The following is a 20,070-nucleotide window of genomic DNA, read 5'->3' as shown; positions in this document are numbered from 1 at the left end:
GGCGCGGGGCACATGCGTGCCTGCCGTCACAGCAAGGGGCGCAATTGTAGAGAAGGGACAGAGGAGGCGCAAGGCAATTGGTGATTATTTGAACAATCACTCAGTTATGCCACACCACAAAACACTGTGGGAGCGAGCTTGCTCGCGAATGCGGTTTGTCAGGCAACATTTACGTCGACTGACACGCCCTCTTCGCGAGCAAGCTCGCTCCCACATTTGAATCGTGTACGACTCAGGATTTCTTGGCAGTAGCCTTGGCTTTTGCACCGCGCTGACGCTGCGCTTCGAACAGGCACACGCCCGTCGCAACCGAGACGTTGAGGCTGCTGACGCTACCGGCCATCGGCAGCTTCACCAGATAGTCGCAGTGCTCGCGGGTCAGGCGACGCATGCCTTTGCCTTCAGCGCCCATGATCAGGATGGTCGGGCCAGTCAGATCCTGGTCGTAGATGCTGACCTCAGCCTCCCCCGCAGTACCGACAATCCACAGACCGCGCTGCTGAAGTTTTTCCAGGGTGCGAGCGAGGTTAGTCACGGCAACCAATGGAATCACTTCCGCCGCGCCGCAAGCGACTTTACGCACGACCGGCGTCAGGGTCGCCGACTTGTCTTTCGGCACGATCACCGCCAGCGCACCGGCCGCATCCGCCGAACGCAGGCAGGCGCCGAGGTTGTGCGGATCGGTCACACCGTCGAGCACCAGCAACAGCGGCGCACCTTCAGTGCGATCGAGCAGCTCGTCGAGCATGGCTTCGCCCCAGACCTGGCTCGGGCTTACTTCCGCGACCACGCCCTGGTGCACGCCTTCAACCCAAGCGTCCATTTCGCGACGCTCGGCCTGGCCGACCTGAACACGGTTTTCGTTGGCCAGCTCAACCAGGGTCTGCACGCGCGGATCGTTGCGGCTTTCCGCCAGCCAGATCTGCTTGACGCGTTTCGGGTGGTGACGCAGCAACGCTTCTACCGCGTGAACGCCGTAGATTTTTTCCAACTGACTCATGACTTCGCCTTCGGTTTACGTGCCCCGCCACTTTTGGCTGGAGCGGAGCCCGCTTTTGGCGGCCCCTTACGGTGTTTGCTCGGTTTCGCTGGCTTGCCGCCGGAGGCCTTTTCAGGCGCCGACCGTCCGGTCTTTCCCCCGGACGCCGCTTTACCACCGTTTTTAGCGTCGGAAAGCAGAGCCTTCTTCATTTCACGGCTTTTGCGCAGCTCGGCGTTTTTCGCCACGGCGTCGCTTGGGCGATAGGCTTCTGCCGCTTTTTCCTTGGCCGGACGACGGCTGGCGGATTTAGCCGGAGCCTTTTCTTCCGCAACCTTGGCCGCCGGAGCAGCGGTTTCAGCGCCACGTTTTTTGCGACCGATCGGTGCGCTGATGGTTTTTTCGGCCATCTCGAAGTCGATCTTGCGCTCGTCGAGGTCAACGCGCATGACGCGCACTTCAACGGTATCGCCAAGACGGAAGCTGCGACCGGTGCGCTCGCCCGCCAGGCGGTGATGCACAGGATCGAAGTGGTAGTAATCGCCCGGCAGCGCCGTGACGTGGACCAGACCTTCGACGTAGATATCGGTCAGCTCAACGAACAGGCCAAAACCGGTTACCGCTGTGATCACACCCGGGAACGACTCGCCCACGCGATCCTTCATGAACTCGCACTTGAGCCAGTTGACCACGTCGCGGGTCGCTTCGTCGGCACGGCGTTCGCTCATCGAGCACTGCTCGCCGAGCTGCTCCAGCGCCGCCTCGTCGTACGGATAGATGCGCGCCTTCGGAATGGTCATCGCCCCGGCACGGCGAACGTGCGGAGTGTCCTGTTTCGAATGGATCACGCTGCGGATCGCGCGGTGCGTCAGCAGGTCCGGGTAACGACGGATCGGCGAAGTGAAGTGGGTATAGGCTTCATAATTCAGGCCGAAGTGGCCCTGGTTGTCAGCGCTGTACACCGCTTGACTGAGCGAGCGCAGCATCACGGTCTGGATCAGGTGGAAATCCGGACGATCCTTGATGCTTGCCAGCAACGCCTGATAATCCTTCGGCGATGGACCGTCCTTGCCTTTGTGCAGGGACAGGCCGAGTTCGCCAAGGAAGGCACGGAGTTTTTCCAGACGCTCCGGTGGCGGGCCGTCGTGGACACGGTACAACGCAGGGATTTCGTGCTTCTTGAGGAATTCGGCGGTGGCCACGTTGGCCGCCAGCATGCATTCCTCGATCAGCTTGTGCGCGTCGTTACGGGTGGTCGGACGGATTTCGGCAATCTTGCGCTCGGAACCGAAGATGATCCGGGTTTCCTGGGTCTCGAAATCGATCGCGCCGCGCACGTGACGGGCAGCCAGCAACACTTTGTACAGCGAATAAAGCTGCTTGAGGTGCGGCACGACGTCGGTGTACTCACCACGCAGTTTGCGTGCTTCGGCCACTTTCGGCGTTTCCAGCATCGCGCTGACTTTGTTGTAGGTCAGACGCGCGTGGGAATGGATCACCGCTTCATAGAAGCAGTAGTCGGTCATTTCGCCGGACTTGGAGATGGTCATCTCGCAGACCATGGCCAGACGATCGACGTGCGGATTCAGCGAGCACAGGCCGTTGGACAGCTGCTCAGGCAGCATTGGCACCACGCGCTCAGGGAAGTACACCGAGTTGCCGCGCACCTGCGCTTCGTTGTCCGGGGCCGAGCCGATCTTCACGTAGCTGGAAACGTCAGCAATCGCCACGTACAACTTCCAGCCGCCGGAGAACAGGCGCAGCTTGCCCGGCTTGGCTTCGCAATAAACAGCATCGTCGAAGTCGCGGGCATCTTCACCGTCAATGGTGACGAACGGCAAATGGCGCAGGTCGACGCGCTTCTCTTTGTCTTTTTCTTCGACTTCCGGCTTGAGCTTGGCCGCTTCTTTCAGAACGGCTTCGGGCCAGACGTGCGGAATGTCGTAGGTGCGCAGAGCGACATCGATTTCCATGCCCGGCGCCATATAGTTGCCGACCACTTCAACCACGTCGCCTTGCGGCTGGAAGCGCGGCGTCGGCCAGTGGGTGATTTTCACCTCGACGAACTGACCGATCTGCGCGTTGGCGTTGCGGCCCGGGGTGACCAGCACTTCCTGCTGGATCTTCGGGTTGTCCGCGACGACGAAGCCGATGCCGCCTTCTTCAAAGTAGCGACCGACGATGGTTTCGTGAGCACGCGAGACCACTTCAACGATCACGCCTTCGCGGCGACCGCGACGGTCGAGACCGGACACACGCGCCAGCGCACGGTCGCCATCGAACACCAGACGCATTTGCGCGGGGCTCATGAACAGGTCGTCGCTGCCGTCGTCCGGCACCAGGAAGCCGAAACCGTCACGGTGACCGCTGATGCGACCGAGGATCAGGTCGAGTTTGTCGACCGGCGCATAAGTGCCGCGGCGGGTGTAGATCAGTTGGGCGTCGCGCTCCATGGCGCGAAGGCGGCGGCGCAGGGCTTCGATCTGGTCTTCTGTGGTCAGACCAAACTCTTCCACCAGTTGCTCGCGGGCAGCCGGCGAGCCCCGATCGGCGAGATGCGCCAGGATCAGTTCGCGGCTAGGAATAGGGTTTTCATATTTTTCCGCTTCACGAGCGGCCTCGGGATCGAGGGACTGCCAATCGGCCATTAGAGAGTTTTCACCTTGTCTATATGCGGGTTAGTTTGGCATAGGCGCCATGAAACGGGAAATTTCCGACTATATAAGGCCCTTATGAGGGTCTGTATCGTCGCTTGAAAGCCGTTTTGAACACCGCCGGTAAAAAAAATCATATTTTTTGCTGACAGGGGTTTACAGTTAAAAAGACGCTCCGTATAGTGCGCGCCATCGACGACGCACAAGCGTTAACGATACTGCCCAGATGGTGAAATTGGTAGACACGCCAGCTTCAGGTGCTGGTGACCTTACGGTCGTGGAAGTTCGAGTCTTCTTCTGGGCACCAATTTCGAGTTTGAGACTAGATCAGTTTCAAGGCTCACACAAAACCCGCGAAAGCGGGTTTTTTGCATTCTAAGCCCGGCTTTTCTTAAAACTGATTTATTAAAATTAAATCAGGGGTTTACAGATCAAAACGCGCTCCGTATAGTGCGCCACATCAACAGCGGCAACGCTAGCGATGATTGCCCAGATGGTGAAATTGGTAGACACGCCAGCTTCAGGTGCTGGTGACCTTACGGTCGTGGAAGTTCGAGTCTTCTTCTGGGCACCAATTCAAATTCAAGGTTACGACCTTGGATTTCACAAAAACCCGCGAAAGCGGTTTTTTGCGTTTCTGGCTTCCCGAAACCCCATCACCATTGCACCTATCAAAACGCCAGCCCCACCGCAAGGCGCACTTGAGAAACAATATCGTTTATCATTGTTGCAAGTTTTTGCAATGCGACAGTGAGGAACCCCGCGAATGACGTTTCGAAATACCCTGCGCCGAGGCCTGACCTTCACCTTCCTCGGCCTGGCGCTCGCCACTCCCCTCACCCAGGCTGCCGATGCGGTTTCCCTGACTCTCTATAACGGCCAGCACAAGGAAGTCGGCGACGCGATCGCCAAAGCCTTCGAAGCCAAGACCGGCATTCACGTCAACGTGCGCAAAGGCAGCAGCAATCAGCTCGCCAGCCAGATCATCGAAGAAGGCGACCGCTCCCCTGCCGACGTGATCTACACCGAAGAATCGCCACCGTTGAACAATCTCGGCGAACAAGGCCTGCTGGCCAAGGCCGATGACGCCACTTTGGCCGTGCTGCCGGAAAAATACGTCGCAGCTAACGGCACCTGGATTGGCGTGACGGCACGCGTTCGCGTGGTCGCTTACAACCCGAAACTGGTCGACGAAAAAGACCTGCCAAAATCAGTCCTGGATTTTGCCGATCCACAGTGGCAAGGCAAAGTCGGCTTCGTGCCAACCAGCGGCGCGTTTCAGGAACAAGCCGTGGCCATCATCAAAATGCACGGTCGCGAGGCCGCCGAAGAGTGGCTGACCGGCCTGCGCGCCTTCGGCAAGACCTACAGCAACAACATGGTTGCGCTCAAAGCCGTGGAAAACGGTGAAGTCGCCACCGTGCTGGTGAACAACTACTACTGGTTCGCCCTGCAGCGCGAGAAAGGCAAACTCGACTCGAAACTGCATTACTTCACCGGTGGCGACGTCGGTGGCTTGATCACCGTGTCGAGCGCTGCCGTGTTGAAATCCAGCAAACATCCAAAAGAAGCCCAGCAATTCCTCGCCTATATGGCCAGCGAAGAAGGTCAGCGCGTGATCACCCAGACCACCGCCGAATACCCGCTGCACAAAGGTATGGAATCGGATCGCGGGCTCAAGCCGTTCAGCGAACTGGAAGCGCCGAACGTGACCCCGGCCGATCTGGGCAATGCCGAAGAAGCGCTGGAGCTGGAACGCGAAGTTGGCTTGAACTGATGACCGCATCGTTATCCGCCCCCGCCGCGCGCGGGGGTTACGTACCAAAGCGCAAGCGGCCATCAATCTGGCTGGTGCTGCCGGTGTTGTTACTGGTAGTGCTGAGCCTGTTGCCGCTGGCCTATGTCGGGCTCAAGGCCTGGCAGGCCGGCTGGGCCGAGGCGTTGCACTTGTTGTGGCGCCCGTATGTGTTCGGCCTGTTGCGCAACACGTTGGCGTTGATGGTTGGCGTAACCCTCTCCTGCGGCGTGATTGGTCTGTCGCTGGCCTGGCTGCTGGAACGCAGCAATTTGCCAGGGCGTCGCCTATGGGGCGTGATCCTGTGCCTGCCGTTCGCGGTGCCGGCGTTTGTCAGCAGCTTCACCTGGGTTTCGCTGAGCGCGCAGTTCGAAGGGCTTGGCGGGGCGATTCTGGTGATGAGCCTGTCGAAGTATCCGTTGATCTTCCTGCCGGTGGCGGCAACTCTGCGCAATCTCGACCCCTCCCTTGAAGAGTCGGCGCGCACCCTTGGGCAGAATCGCTGGGGCGTATTTTTCCGCGTGACCCTGCCGCTGCTCTGGCCTTCGCTATTGGCCGGCTCGCTATTGATTGCCTTGCACATGCTGGTGGAGTTCGGCGCACTGTCGATCATCGGCCTGCAAACCTTCACCACGGCGATCTATCAGCAATTCGAACTGGAGTTCAGTAACGCCAACGCGGCGATGCTTTCCGCCGTGCTGCTGGCGCTGTGCCTGGTGTTGTTGTGGCTGGAGCTGCGCGTACGCGGCAAAGCTCGGCATGTGCGCACCGGACAAGGTGCCGCGCGCCAAGCTGAACAGGTTCGGCTAGGACCATGGGCTACGGTCGGTCAGCTGTATTGCCTGATGCTGGCAATTGTCGGCAGCGGGATTCCGCTGGGGATGTTGGCGTATTGGCTGGCGCTCGGTTCATCCGCAGCATTCCCGGTAGCAGCGATCACTGAAGCCCTGCTTTCTTCTCTGGCACTTTCTCTTGGCGGAGCTGCGCTGTGTCTGGTGCTGGCCGTGCCGGTCGGCTTGTTGGTGGTGCGTTACAAAGGTCAACTGGCGATCTGGGCCGAGCGCTTGCCGTATCTGCTGCATGCGCTGCCGGGCCTGGTGATTGCGCTGACGCTGGTGTATTTCGCCCTGCACTACGTGCCGGCGCTGTACCAGACTTCGGGGTTGCTGCTGATCGCTTATGCGCTGCTGTTTCTGCCATTGGCGCAGGCGCCGATTCGCACGGCACTGAACAAGGCGGCACCGCAACTGGAAGAGGCTGCGCGAACGCTGGGCGCCTCGTCGTTCACGGCGTTTTGCCGAGTGACGTTGCCGATCATCTTCCCGGCATTGGGCGCGGCGTTTGCGCTGGTGTTTCTGGATGCGATGAAGGAATTGACGGCGACGTTGCTACTGAGTCCGACCGGGCTCAATACGCTGGCAACGGAAGTGTGGGCGCATACTGCAAATGTCGAATTTGCGGCGGCGGCGCCTTATGCGGCGTTGTTGATTTTGGTGTCGGGGCTGCCGGTTTATTTACTGACGACCCGGATGTATCTGAGCCGCTGATACCGCTTTCGCGAGCAGACTCGCTCCCACATGTTGACCGAGTTCCATCAGAGGAACGCGATCTAATGTGGGAGCGAGCCTGCTCGCGAAGAGGCCCGCCCAGACAACCTCAAGCCCTGAACTGCCCCAGACTAGCCTTGAGCTGCGCTGCCAAACCATCCAGCACCTTGCCACTCGCAGTGGTCTCCACCACCGCCTGCGCTGCTTTCTCGGCCTGCGCATGAATTGTCTCGACGCGCCCACGCACAGCCTGCGCACCCTGCGCCTGATGCGCAGCAGCCTGCGTTGCCAAGCCAATCGCCGCATGCACCTGCTCGACCGAGACCTGTACCGACTGCTGCAAGCGCGCACTGTCACGCAACACCAGTAAACCTTCGCTGGCCTGACGCCCGGCCTGGCCGATCGCTTCGACCGCCTCACGAGCGCCCTGCTGCAATGCCACGATGTGCGCCTGAATATCGCCGGTGGAGCTTTGCGTCTTGCTCGCCAACGCACGCACCTCGTCGGCAACAACGGCGAATCCACGCCCGGTCTCGCCAGCACGTGCCGCTTCAATCGCCGCGTTGAGAGCCAGCAGATTGGTCTGCTCGGCAATCCCGTGAATCACCGTCAGCACCACCTCAATCTGCTCACTCTGCTGAGCCAGCCGCTCGATGACTTTCGCGCCGGTATCGACTTGCCCCGCCAGCGCCTCGATCAGGCTGCCGACCTTGGCGGACGTCCGGGTGTTTTCGTCGGTGGCCTGGCGAATATCCACAACCTGTTTCAAAGCCGCTTGCATCGCATGGCTTTCCGACTGCGCCTCATCAGCCATTTGCGACAGCGCGCGCAGACTCTCCGCCACTTCATCACGCTGCATGCCCGCCGCCGCATCGGCACCGGCATTGCGCAGCGTCATTGCGCCGATTTCGACGCCGGTACGCTGCGCGACATCGCCCGCTTCGCGCACGATTGGCTGCAACTTATCCACAAAGCGGTTGACCGCCGAGGCCATGTCGCCGATTTCGTCTTTGCTGTTGATCTGCACACGCTTGGTCAGGTCGCCCTCGCCCGCCGCCAGGTCATCCATCGCAGCGTTGAGCATTTTCAGGCGATTGACCACGCGATGGCCGAGCACCACGGCCAGTAACAGCAGCACGCCAAAACCGACCAACGCCAGGCCCATGCCGATCCGCCAACGCAGGGTGGCTGCCGCTTCTTGAACAGTATTGGCGGTATTGGCTTTCATCTCGACAGCGGTTGACTGCGCCGATTGCAGGCGCGCCTGCATGGCATTGGCACTGTCCGCTGCAGCGCCCTTGAGGCTGTCGCCGACCAGTTGATCACTGCTCGCGATCAGCGCTGAGAAGCGCTTGTCCAGTGCCGCCAGATCGGTTTCCACCGACGCCGTGGAAACGCCCATCAGCACCTTGCCGATTTCCACGCCATTGGGATTGATCGAGGCTTCAAGGTAGTAAACCGATGGATCGTTTTTCGCCGCATCCAGCACTTTATCCAGTGCACGCTCGCCCTGGCCCTTTTCCAGCAAGGCCTTGTTGATCGGGTTTTCGCGATTGAGATAGCGGGTCAGGTGCTGGCCGGTGGCGTCGTCGTAGACCACGAACAACACATTGGGATTGCGCTGGGCACGGCGGGCGAACTCGGACAGGGTCGGTACGTCGCTGTCCCACATGGCACGCGGGGCTACAGAGGCCAGTAACTGCGCCATGTCATTGGCCGAATCTTTCAGATCCTTTTCCAGCGTCGCACGCAGTTGCGCCTGCTCTTCTTTCAGGCGCGAAGACAGGCCGGCGGTAAGCCGCTGACGAGTACTGGCGGACAAGGCATCGAGGCTCGAGGTGACTTCACGCCCGGCCTGCTCCAGTTCACCGGAGAGCTTCTGGCTGTCGGCGCCGAGGCGCACCGCCAAGTCAGCTTCCAGCGCCGTGACGGTGCTCCGCGTCAGGGCAACGGCCACCAACACTTGCACCAAAAGGGCGATACCAAGGGTAACGAACACGGGGCGCAACAAACGGCTTTGTAACAGTGAGAGAACGGCCGACACTGTGAATACCTCTACTTCTGACGCCATTAATTTGATGGCACTCTTGTAGACAGATTCACAGCAAAGGTCATGCCGTCCAACAGGCATAAACGACAAAGGCCCCGATGAAGGGGCCTTTGTGTTTTTACATCAACGACTTATCAAGCAAACGGATGACGCAGAACGATGGTTTCGTTGCGGTCCGGGCCCGTCGAAATAATGTCGATCGGCGCGCCGATCAACTCTTCAACGCGTTTGATGTAGGCGCGAGCGTTAGCTGGCAGCTCTTCCAGGGTCTTGGCGCCCACGGTCGATTCAGTCCAGCCCGGCACTTCTTCGTACACAGGCTGCAGGCCTACGTAGCTGTCAGCGTCGGTCGGAGCAACGGCATTGCCTTCGGCGTCTTTATAGCCAACGCAGATGTTGATGGTTTCCAGACCGTCGAGTACGTCCAGCTTGGTCAGGCAGATACCCGAAATGCTGTTCACATCGATAGCGCGACGCAGGATAACGGCGTCGAACCAGCCACAACGACGGGCACGGCCGGTGGTCGCACCGAACTCGTGACCTTGTTTGGCCAGGTGAGCGCCGACGTCGTCGAACAGCTCAGTCGGGAATGGACCCGAACCGACACGAGTGGTGTAAGCCTTGGTGATGCCCAGGATGTAGTCGAGGAACATCGGGCCAACGCCGGAACCAGTCGCTACGCCACCGGCAGTGGTGTTGGAACTGGTCACGTACGGGTAGGTACCGTGGTCGATGTCGAGCAACGAACCCTGAGCGCCTTCGAACATGATGTCTTTGCCGGCGCGACGCAGGTCGTGCAACTCGGCAGTGACGTCGAGCATCAGCGGCTTCAGAAGCTCAGCGTACTCCTTGCACTCGGCCAGGGTTTTCTCGAACTCGATGGCTGGCTCTTTGTAGTAACCGACCAGCATGAAGTTGTGGTAATCCACCAGTTCACGCAGCTTGTCTTCGAAGCGCGGCATGTTCAGCAGGTCGCCAACACGCAGGCCACGACGAGCAACCTTGTCTTCGTAAGCCGGGCCGATGCCGCGACCGGTGGTACCGATCTTCAGCTCGCCACGGGCCTTTTCACGGGCCTGGTCCAGCGCCACATGGAAGGACAGGATCAGCGGGCAGGACGGGCTGATACGCAAACGCTCACGCACCGGTACGCCTTTCTCTTCCAGCTTGGTGATCTCGCGCAGCAGGGCGTCAGGTGCAACCACCACGCCGTTGCCGATCAGGCACTGCACGCCTTCGCGCAGCACGCCCGACGGGATCAGGTGCAGGACGGTTTTCTCGCCGTCGATCACCAGTGTGTGGCCAGCGTTGTGGCCACCTTGGTAGCGCACTACGGCGGCAGCATGTTCGGTCAGCAGATCAACGATCTTGCCTTTGCCCTCATCACCCCATTGGGTGCCCAGGACTACGACATTCTTACCCATAACACTTGTCCTCATTCGCGCAAACTTGGTGCCGGCGATGGCCGGCAGGAAAACTCAAGAAGCCAGTGGCGATACTTGCCAAAGCCCGTTCTGCTGAATCAATTGCCGGTCGCAGTCCGCATCACGGGCGGCGGCCAAAGGTTGCCCAGGCAAAGCCTGAACGACACGCTGACCCTCACTGCGCAACTGGCAAACCTGCTGCCAGAGTGCCGCATCCGTACTGTCAGGCATCCAGATACCGCCAGACGGTAGCTCGATCTCAGCACGCCCCAGGGTCACCAGGGTTTTCAAATCGGTGGAGAAGCCTGTCGCTGGACGGGCGCGGCCAAAATCCGCGCCGATGTCGTCGTAGCGACCGCCCTGAGCGATGGACTGGCCAACGCCCGGCACGAACACCGCGAACACCACACCGGTGTGGTAGTGGTAGCCACGCAGCTCGCCCAGGTCGAAGTACAACGGCAGGTCCGGGAAACGCGCCGAGAGGCGCTCGGCGATCGCCAGCAAATCTTCCAGTGCTGCCAGAACCGGCGCCGGCGCATTGGCCAGTCGTTCGCGGGCAGCGCTCAACACTTCACGCCCGCCACACAGATCAACCAGCGCACGCAGCATGCCGGACAAGTCGGCCGGCAAGCCTTCGGTCAAGGTAATGACCTCGTCGATGGCTTTGCGTTGCAGCGCATCGAACAACTGCTGTTCGACTTCACCGGACAGACCGGCGGCACGCGCCAGACCACGATAGATGCCGACATGACCAAGGTCCATGTGCACATCCGGCACATCGGCCAGTTGCAGCATGGCCAGCATCAGGCTGATCACTTCAACGTCGCTGCTCGGGCTGGCGTCGCCGTACAACTCGGCGCCCAACTGGATCGGGCTTCGCGAGGACGACAGTGCACGCGGCTGAGCATGCAGCACACTGCCGGCGTAGCACAGACGGCTCGGACCTTCGCGACGCAGGGTGTGCGCATCGATACGCGCCACTTGCGGCGTGATGTCGGCACGGAAACCCATCTGCCGGCCCGATTGCGGGTCGATGACCTTGAAGGTACGCAGATCCAGATCCTGGCCCGCGCCGGTCAGCAGGGATTCCAGGTACTCGATATGGGGAGTCACGACAAACTCGTAACCCCAGCTCTGGAACAGATCCAACACCTGACGACGCGCGACTTCAATGCGCGCCGCTTCCGGTGGCAGTACTTCTTCGATGCCATCTGGCAGCAGCCAGCGGTCTACCGTTGCCATTACGCCATTCCCCTTTGATCCGGGCGGCCAGCCTGCGGGCGAGCCTTGAGTGAAGCAGAAAATGACCGAACCGTTCAAAACGCACGCGCATGAACGACGCGGCGAAAGGCCTGTTACCGGCTTCGCCCATCACTTTCCTCGAAATACTCTCGGGCCATTCAACCCGATGCCTGCAACAAAAAACAGCAATCAAACGTGCAGACGCAAAAAAGCCGGGAATTTCCCGGCTGCCGCATCATACACACGTTTTCCCAAAGGATCACCCCGCCCGAGGTTTTAGCCGCCGGGCGGAATGATTCAGGTCAACGGCGTATCAAGGCTTGGCCTTTTCCAGGTAGTGGAAAAAGTCGCTGCTTGGGTCGAGGACCAATACGTCGGATTTGTTCGCGAAACTTTCACGGTAGGCGCGCAGGCTACGATAGAAACTGTAGAACTCCTGATCCTGACCGTAGGCCTTGGAGTAGATCGCAGCGGCCTGGGCATCACCATCACCGCGAACCTCTTCGGACTCACGATAGGCTTCAGCCAGCAGCACGCGGCGTTGACGATCGGCGTCGGCACGGATGCCTTCAGCCAGCTCGTTACCCTTGGCGCGGTGCTCGCGAGCTTCACGCTCACGCTCGGTGCTCATACGTTCGAACACACTGCGGTTTACTTCTTTCGGCAGATCGATGGCCTTGACCCGGACATCGACAACTTCGATACCCAGCTCTTTTTCCGCCATTTTGTTCAGCGAAGCAGTGATGTCAGCCATCAGTGCGTCACGCTCACCCGACACCACCTCGTGCAGGGTGCGCTTACCGAACTGGTCACGCAGACCGGATTCCAGACGACGGGACAGGCGCTCGTCGGCGATTTGCTTGAGGCCGGAAGTTGCGGTGTAGAAGCGCTCGGCATCCTTCACGCGCCACTTGGCATAGGCATCGACCATCACGGCTTTCTTTTCCAGGGTCAGGAAGCGCTGTGTCGGTGCATCCAGCGTCATCAGACGTGCGTCGAATTTACGCACCTGGTTAACGTAAGGCACTTTCACATGCAGGCCTGGCTGAACATCGGCCTGAACCACGCGACCGAATTGCAGCAGCACCGCACGCTCGGTCTGAGCCACGATGTAGAAGCAGTTCCAGCCCACCAGTACCACAACAACGCCAACGATCAGGGCGATCAGCGATTTATTGCTCATCAGCGGGTCTCCCTTGTGCGCGACTGCGGCAGGTCAGTGACATGCGGCGTGACGTCCGTGTTGTTGCTGGCGGCAGCCGAACCGGTGACCGGTGCATTGCTGCCCGAACTGTTCTGAATCATTTTGTCCAACGGCAGGTAAAGCAGGTTGCTCTGGCCGTTCTTGTTGCCGGTCACGAGTACCTTGCTGGTATTGCTGAAGACTTCCTGCATGGTGTCCAGGTACAGACGCTGGCGGGTAACCTCAGGTGCCTTGCGGTACTCGGCGACCAGCTTGGTAAAGCGATCGGCCTCACCCTTGGCGCGCGAGACCGTTTCGTCGCGATAACCGTTGGCATCCTCGAGGATGCGCTGGGCCTGACCACGGGCTTCCGGCACGACGCCGTTGGCGTAGGTTTCAGCCTGGTTGCGCGAACGCTGCTCGTCTTCACGGGCGCGGATCACGTCATCGAAGGCTTCCTGCACTTCACGCGGTGCCGCTGCGCTCTGTACGTTGACCTGAGTGACGGTGATACCGGTGCGATAGGTATCGAGGAAGCGTTGCAGACGCTCCTTGATTTCGCTGGCCATCAATTCACGACCTTCGGTCAGCACCTGGTCCATGGCGGTGGAACCCACCACGTGGCGCAAGGCACTGTCAGTCGCATGCTGCAGACTGATTTCCGGCTGATCGACGTTCAGCACGAAGTCCTGCAGGTTGCTGATCTTGTACTGCACGGTCAGCGGCACTTCGACGATGTTCTCGTCTTCGGTCAGCATCTGGCCCTGCTTGGTGTACGCACGCTCACGCGTGACGTTTTCCATGTACTTTTTATCGATCGGCGGGAAGTAGATATTCAGGCCCGGGCCAACGGTCTCGTAGTACTTGCCAAAGCGCAGCACCACGGCCTGCTCCTGCTCGTCCACCACATAGACCGCGCTGTACAGCCAGACAGCCGCCAGCACGACGAGGCCGATGCCGAGCAGACCGCCGAAGCCGCCACCGCTCCTGCCCGAACCACCGCCGTCATCACCACCGCGTTTCTTACCACCACCGAACAACCCGTTCAGGCTTTCCTGCAGCTTTCGGAAGGCCTCGTCGAGATCCGGTGGCCCCTTGCGGTCGCCGTTATTGCGGCGTTTGCCACCCCAAGGATCCTGATTATTCGAGTTGCCACCCGGCTCATTCCAAGCCATAGCGCTCTCCATCTGATAAAGCAAAGACGCACCCACGGCGCGCCGACCAATGCTACAGAATGCCTGCCGTTACGGCACAACCGCTTCTTCAGGCTTTTATTGCAAAGTGTGTTGCTCGATGAACTCCATCGGCTGCAATCCTTCGCGGCTTACCAGTCGATTCAGCTCGACCCGGGGCAAACGAACGGCCAGCAGGCTGATGCCTTCTTCGTCATGCTCTTCTTTCTGCACCGCACCGAGTTCGAAAAACTGCGCACGCAGTCGGGCGAATCGTTGCGGCAAGCGCAATGTACCGATGAACAAATCACTGCCGAGCAATTCGGCAATGGCTTGTTCAAGCAATTCCAGACCACTGCCATCACGCGCCGAAAGCCAGACCCGCTGGGGCTTGCCGTTTTCGTCGCGCTGGATTTGTGGCTCAACGCCTTCAAGCAAATCGAGTTTGTTATAGACCTCGAGTATCGGCAAGTCCTGGGCACCAATCTCGCCCAGCACCACCATCACCTGCTCGATCTGCAACATGCGATCCGGTTCGGCCGCATCGATCACGTGCAACAACAGGTCGGAGTTGGCCGACTCTTCGAGGGTAGACCGAAATGCTTCGACCAGCTTGTGCGGCAGGTGACGAATGAAGCCTACCGTATCCGCCAGAACAATCGGCCCCAGGTCGTCCAGATCCAGACGGCGCAGCGTCGGGTCCAGTGTGGCGAACAACTGGTCGGCCGCGTAAACATCGGATTTCGTCACATTGTTGAAGAGTGTCGATTTGCCGGCGTTGGTATATCCCACCAAAGACACGGTAGGGATATCCGCACGGGAGCGGCCACGTCGCGATTGCTCGCGCTGGCTGCGCACCTTCTCCAGCCGCCCCTTGATCTGGCGCAGGCGGACCCGCAGCAAACGGCGGTCGGTTTCCAGTTGGGTCTCACCCGGGCCGCGCATGCCGATGCCGCCACCCTGACGCTCAAGGTGAGTCCAGCCGCGAACCAGCCGCGTGCTCATGTGGTCAAGCTGGGCCAGTTCGACCTGGAGCTTGCCTTCATGGGTACGGGCGCGTTGGGCGAAAATATCGAGAATCAGACCGGTACGGTCGATCACGCGACACTCGAAAACACGTTCGAGGTTACGTTCCTGACTGGGCGTGAGGATGTGATTGAAAATCACCAGATCGGCTTCTTCAGCCTTGACCAGGTCGCGCAGTTCCTCGACCTTGCCGCTGCCGATCAGAAATTTGGCGGTTGGCCGATGACGCGGCACGTTAAAAAACGCAACGGTCTCGGCGCCGGCCGAATTAGCCAATTCCTGAAACTCCTGCGGATCTTCGCGCGCCTCAGGGTCCTGTCCATCCAAGTGAACGAGGATCACTCGTTCACCACCACCGTGGCGCTCAAAGAACAAAGGAGACTCCTATCAGGCGTTACCTGGCTCAGCGTCACCTGCTTCGGATTCGGTTGCGCTAGGCAGACGAATTGGACGAACCGGCACTACTGTCGAGATAGCGTGTTTGTAAACCATCTGGCTTACGGTGTTTTTCAGCAGGATCACGAATTGGTCGAACGACTCGATCGTGCCTTGCAGTTTGATACCGTTGACCAGGTAGATGGAAACCCCAACTTTCTCTTTACGTAAAGTATTCAAGTAAGGGTCTTGTAGCGAATGCCCTTTTGACATGTGCCGCACTCCTTTAAGGATTCAATAATAAAAAATAGGTAATTCAGATGGCTTTGGCCGCCACACCCCCAAGGATAGACGGCAATTGCAAGGACTCAGCTCAATATGGAGATGGTCCCAAGGTATTTCAAGGCGCGTGGCAGATTGTCGCAATCAAGACTGTCCAGCCAGTGTATATCTTCCCAGCTGCGCAGCCAGGTGAACTGGCGTTTGGCCAATTGGCGCGTGGCGATAATGCCGCGCTCCTGCATTTCGGCCAACGTCAGCTTGCCATCCAGGTAGTCCCAGACTTGGCGGTAGCCTACCGCACGTATAGACGGCAACCCCGAATGCAGGTCACTTCTTTTACGCAGGGCTACGACCTCGTCGAGGAACCCCTGTTCCAACATATTTGTGAATCTTTGTTTAATGCGCTCGTGCAATACCTGACGATTCGCCGGGGCAATGGCCAAGTTCGCGACAGTATAGGGCAATTGTTGCAGTCCCGAAGCGGCTGCTTCAGTACTTTGCGCAGATTGTTGCTGACGCAGCTCGGTCATGCTCTGACCGCTGACTCGATAAACTTCCAGCGCGCGACTCAAGCGCTGCGGATCGTTCGGGTGAATCCGCGCCGCTGACACCGGGTCAATGCTCGCCAATTGATCGTGCAAGGCTTGCCAACCGAGGCGTGCAGCCTCTTCTTCGATCTGCGCGCGAACATCGGCATCGGCCGCTGGCATATCCGCCAGACCTTCGACCAAAGCCTTGTAATAGAGCATCGTACCGCCGACCAGCAGCGGAATTTTTCCGCGCGCGGTGATCTCGGCCATGGCTTGCAGGGCATCGCGCCGGAAATCCGCAGCCGAATAAGCCTCAGCCGGGTCGAGAATATCGATCAAGCGGTGCGGATATTCGGCCAGCAGTTCTTTCGAAGGCTTGGCGGTGCCGATGTCCATGCCGCGATAGACCAGCGCTGAATCGACACTGATCAACTCGCACGGCAGCACCTTGGTCAGCTCGATGGCCAGATCGGTCTTGCCCGCAGCGGTCGGGCCCATCAGGAAAATCGCTGGAGGAAGCTGGCTCATCAACGACCGCGCAGAAACAGTTTGTCCAGATCGTCCAGGCCCAATTGGGTCCAGGTCGGTCGGCCATGGTTGCATTGACCGCTGCGCTCGGTGTTTTCCATGTCGCGTAGCAGGCCGTTCATTTCCGGCAGGGCCAAACGCCGGTTGGCGCGGATCGCGCCGTGGCAGGCCATGGTGCCGAGCAACTCGTTGAGGTGTGCCTGAATCCGGTCGCTGGTGCCGTACTCCATCAAGTCCGACAGGACATCGCCGACCAGACGGTTGGCTTCGGCCTGTTTCAACAACGCCGGGATTTGGCGGATCGCCAGGGTTTCCGGGCCCAGACGCTGCAGCTCGAACCCCAGACGCTGGAACCATGCCGCGTGCTCTTCAGCGCAATCGGCCTCGCGCTGGCTAACGGCCAGGGATTCAGGCACCAACAATGGCTGCCCACTGAGGCCCTCGCTGGCCATGGCGATTTTCAGGCGTTCGTACATGATCCGCTCGTGAGCAGCGTGCATGTCCACCAGCACCAGCCCTTGGGCGTTTTCGGAAAGAATGTAGATACCTTTCAACTGCGCCAAGGCATAACCCAGCGGAGGAATATCTTCCTGCCCGGCCGGCAGCGCGTTGGCATTAGCCTCAGGCAGCGGCGCGAAAAACTCGCGATACGCAGCCTGAGCCTCGGCAGCCGGCGGTACCGCTGATTGTGGGCGTGGCGTGTATTGATACTGGTAAGCCCCGCCAGCGCTGGCGCCGGACGAGGTATTGAACGCCGGTTGTGCCTGCGGTTGCTCCAGCAGCGCATTGGCCGCCAGACGCATTTCACCCTGCGGGCCGAACTCACCGGCATCGAGGCCCGTTGGCCGCACAACAGCTGTGGTCACGGAACCGGCAAGCTGATCTTCCGGACGCACGTCGCCCAAAGCACGGTGCAACGTGCCATAAAGGAAGTCATGCACCATGCGCCCGTCACGGAAGCGCACTTCGTGTTTGGTCGGGTGCACGTTGACGTCGACCGCCGCCGGATCGACTTCAAAAAACAGCGCAAACGTCGGGTGACGGCCGTTGAACAGCACGTCGCGATAGGCCTGACGCACGGCGTGAGCCACAAGTTTGTCGCGCACCGCCCGGCCATTCACAAAGAAATACTGCAGATCCGCCTGACTGCGGTTGAAGGTCGGCAAACCAACCCAGCCCCACAGGTGCAAGCCGTTGCGCTCGATCTCGATCGGCAGCGCCTGCTCGAGGAAACCCGAACCGCAGATCGCCGCCACACGCCGGGCGCGGGCCGCGTCATCGTGGGCTTCGTGCAGGCTGAGAATGGTCTTGCCGTTATGCCGCAGATGGAAAGCCACGTCGAAACGCGCCAGCGCCAGACGCTTGATCACTTCTTGCAGGTGATCGAACTCGGTTTTTTCGGTCTTGAGGAATTTGCGTCGCGCCGGGGTGTTGAAGAACAGGTCGCGAACTTCCACGGAAGTGCCGACCGGATGCGCTGCCGGTTGCACCCGAGGCGCCATGTCGCGGCCTTCGGTTTCGACTTGCCACGCTTGATCGGCATCGCGAGTACGCGAGGTCAGCGTCAGGCGCGCCACGGAGCTGATCGAGGCCAGCGCCTCACCCCGGAAACCGAGGCTCATCACCTGCTCAAGGTCTTCCAGGTTGCGAATCTTGCTGGTGGCGTGACGGGCCAGGGCCAGCGGCAGGTCATCGGCAGAGATGCCGCTGCCATCGTCACGCACCCGCAGCAACTTGACCCCGCCCTGCTCGACATCGACATCAATACGCTTGGCGCCGGAATCGAGGCTGTTTTCCAGCAGTTCCTTGATCACCGAGGCCGGACGTTCAACCACCTCACCGGCGGCGATCTGGTTCGCCAGCCGTGGGCTGAGCAGTTCGATACGGGCAGCAGCGTTCAGCACTTCGTTCATTCTTTGGACGCCAGTTCGGTGCCAGGAATGGTCAAGTGCTGACCGACTTTCAACTCATCGCTTTTCAGATTGTTGGCAGCGCGCAGCGTGGCCGGCGACACCTGGTAGCGCACGCCGATCATCGCCAGCGTTTCACCCGGACCGACGCGATGATCGCGCGGGCCTTGAGCGATCTTGCCGGAATCACGCAGCCAGGCGATGTAAGTGCCCGGTGGCGGGTTCTGCTGGAAGAACTGGCGCACGCCGCTACTGATCGAGCGGGCCAACGCTTGCTGGTGGCTCGATGCCGAGAGTTTGTTCGCTTCGTTGGCGTTGGAGATAAACCCGGTTTCGACCAGGATCGACGGGATGTCCGGCGACTTCAACACCATGAACCCGGCCTGTTCCACACGCTGTTTGTGCAGCGGCGTGACGCGGCCGATGTTGGTCAGGACTTTCTGGCCGACGTTGAGGCTGGAAGTCAGCGAAGCGGTCATCGACAGGTCGAGCAATACGCCGGCGAGCATGCGGTCCTTGTCGTCGAGGCTGACGTTGCCGGCACCACCGATCAAGTCGGAACGGTTTTCGCTGTCGGCCAGCCAACGCGCGGTCTCGGAAGTTGCGCCGCGATCAGACAGGGCAAACACCGAAGCGCCGAAGGCGGCCGCAGACGGCGCGGCGTCAGCATGAATCGAGACAAATAGGTCGGCGCCTTTCTTGCGAGCGATTTCGGTACGGCCGCGCAACGGGATGAAGTAGTCGCCGGTACGGGTCAATTCGGCACGGAAGCCTTTCATGCCGTTGACCTGACGCTGCAGTTCGCGAGCGATCTGCAGCACTACGTCTTTCTCACGCTGACCGCGCGAACCGGATGCGCCCGGGTCTTCGCCACCGTGGCCGGCGTCGATCACCACAATAATGTCGCGCTTGCCGGCCGGGGCTGGCGGCAACTTGATTGCCGGTTCGGTCGGGGTTACCGGCACCGCTGGCACAGTCGCGACCTGCGGCGTCGGCGCAGGCGGCGGTGCGGCGTCGGCCGGGTTATCGAACAGGTCGACCACCAGGCGGTTGCCGTACTGCGCGTTCGGCGCCAGCGAGAAGCTTTTCGGGGTGACGGCTTTTTTCAGGTCGATGACCACGCGCAGATCAGTCGGCGTACGCTGGGCCGAGCGCATTGCGGTGATCGGCGTGTTTGCGGTCTGCACATTCAGCGGTGCACCGAGGGTGGCACCGTTGATGTCGATCACCAGACGATCCGGCGCGGTCAGGGTAAACACGCTGTGCTGCACCGGGCCGCTCAGGTCGAAGACCAGTCGCGTGTTATCCGGCGCCCGCCACAGGCGCACGCTATTGACCTTTGAATCGGCCACGGCGTTGACAGTCACTGCCAT

At 60.1% G+C, this 20,070-nt stretch carries 14 protein-coding genes and 2 tRNA genes; 4 read left to right on the top strand and 12 right to left on the bottom strand.

All coding sequences use genetic code 11. The features are described 5' to 3' along the window. Positions 1–232: 232 nt before the first annotated feature. Complete coding sequence (gene rlmB, locus AB4O11_RS11260) at positions 233–1,000, bottom strand: 23S rRNA (guanosine(2251)-2'-O)-methyltransferase RlmB (RefSeq protein ID WP_095047304.1); 768 nt, start codon at positions 998–1,000, stop codon at positions 233–235. Then, on the bottom strand, positions 997–3,627 hold the full coding sequence (rnr, locus tag AB4O11_RS11255) for a ribonuclease R (protein ID WP_460130666.1): 2,631 nt from the start codon (positions 3,625–3,627) through the stop codon (positions 997–999). The genes rlmB and rnr overlap by 4 nt, the downstream gene beginning before the upstream one ends. A gap of 226 nt (positions 3,628–3,853) precedes the next feature. On the opposite strand from rnr, the gene AB4O11_RS11250 reads away from it, so the two are divergent. From AB4O11_RS11250 to AB4O11_RS11235, 4 genes are all read left to right on the top strand, one after another. Then, positions 3,854–3,940: transfer RNA gene (locus AB4O11_RS11250), tRNA-Leu, on the top strand. Between the two features lie 180 nt (positions 3,941–4,120). Beyond that, a tRNA-Leu gene (locus tag AB4O11_RS11245) sits at positions 4,121–4,207 on the top strand. Positions 4,208–4,399: 192 nt separating this feature from the next. After that, a complete protein-coding gene (locus tag AB4O11_RS11240; protein ID WP_116255796.1) occupies positions 4,400–5,410 on the top strand; it encodes an extracellular solute-binding protein in 1,011 nt (336 codons plus the stop codon). After that, positions 5,410–6,975 carry an ABC transporter permease gene (locus AB4O11_RS11235; protein ID WP_460130665.1) on the top strand — a complete coding sequence of 522 codons (1,566 nt, stop codon included), beginning with the start codon at positions 5,410–5,412 and terminating at the stop codon, positions 6,973–6,975. The genes AB4O11_RS11240 and AB4O11_RS11235 overlap by 1 nt, the downstream gene beginning before the upstream one ends. 109 nt (positions 6,976–7,084) lie before the next feature. On the opposite strand, the gene AB4O11_RS11230 is transcribed toward AB4O11_RS11235, so the two are convergent. From AB4O11_RS11230 to AB4O11_RS11185, 10 genes are all read right to left on the bottom strand, one after another. After that, positions 7,085–9,019, bottom strand: a complete 1,935-nt coding sequence (locus tag AB4O11_RS11230; RefSeq protein ID WP_116255840.1) for a methyl-accepting chemotaxis protein — start codon at positions 9,017–9,019, stop codon at positions 7,085–7,087. Between the two features lie 140 nt (positions 9,020–9,159). After that, positions 9,160–10,449, bottom strand: a complete 1,290-nt coding sequence (locus AB4O11_RS11225; RefSeq protein WP_007915835.1) for an adenylosuccinate synthase — start codon at positions 10,447–10,449, stop codon at positions 9,160–9,162. A 54-nt stretch (positions 10,450–10,503) separates the two neighbouring features. Next, positions 10,504–11,691, bottom strand: a complete 1,188-nt coding sequence (locus tag AB4O11_RS11220) for an ATP phosphoribosyltransferase regulatory subunit (protein ID WP_038360371.1) — start codon at positions 11,689–11,691, stop codon at positions 10,504–10,506. 313 nt (positions 11,692–12,004) lie between these two features. Then, positions 12,005–12,874, bottom strand: coding sequence for a protease modulator HflC (gene hflC / locus AB4O11_RS11215; RefSeq protein ID WP_016984784.1), 870 nt, complete (start codon positions 12,872–12,874; stop codon positions 12,005–12,007). Next, the gene (gene hflK, locus AB4O11_RS11210; protein WP_016984785.1) at positions 12,874–14,049 is read right to left on the bottom strand and encodes an FtsH protease activity modulator HflK; all 1,176 of its coding nucleotides are present in this window, start codon (positions 14,047–14,049) and stop codon (positions 12,874–12,876) included. Before hflK ends, hflC begins: the two co-directional genes overlap by 1 nt. A 96-nt stretch (positions 14,050–14,145) precedes the next feature. Beyond that, a complete protein-coding gene (gene hflX / locus AB4O11_RS11205; protein ID WP_093430181.1) occupies positions 14,146–15,447 on the bottom strand; it encodes a ribosome rescue GTPase HflX in 1,302 nt (433 codons plus the stop codon). A gap of 12 nt (positions 15,448–15,459) precedes the next feature. Then, the gene (gene hfq, locus AB4O11_RS11200; protein WP_007902656.1) at positions 15,460–15,720 is read right to left on the bottom strand and encodes an RNA chaperone Hfq; all 261 of its coding nucleotides are present in this window, start codon (positions 15,718–15,720) and stop codon (positions 15,460–15,462) included. Between the two features lie 95 nt (positions 15,721–15,815). Next, positions 15,816–16,787, bottom strand: a complete 972-nt coding sequence (gene miaA / locus AB4O11_RS11195; protein ID WP_093430180.1) for a tRNA (adenosine(37)-N6)-dimethylallyltransferase MiaA — start codon at positions 16,785–16,787, stop codon at positions 15,816–15,818. Next, complete coding sequence (gene mutL, locus AB4O11_RS11190; RefSeq protein WP_175559558.1) at positions 16,787–18,688, bottom strand: DNA mismatch repair endonuclease MutL; 1,902 nt, start codon at positions 18,686–18,688, stop codon at positions 16,787–16,789. Before mutL ends, miaA begins: the two co-directional genes overlap by 1 nt. Positions 18,689–18,696: 8 nt before the next feature. Then, on the bottom strand, positions 18,697–20,070 hold the full coding sequence (locus AB4O11_RS11185; RefSeq protein ID WP_371748301.1) for an N-acetylmuramoyl-L-alanine amidase: 1,374 nt from the start codon (positions 20,068–20,070) through the stop codon (positions 18,697–18,699).

The organism is Pseudomonas sp. H1_D05 (assembly GCF_054682705.1).
The sequence above is the reverse complement of the archived record's forward strand: the minus strand, read 5'-3'. Positions and strand labels throughout refer to the sequence as shown.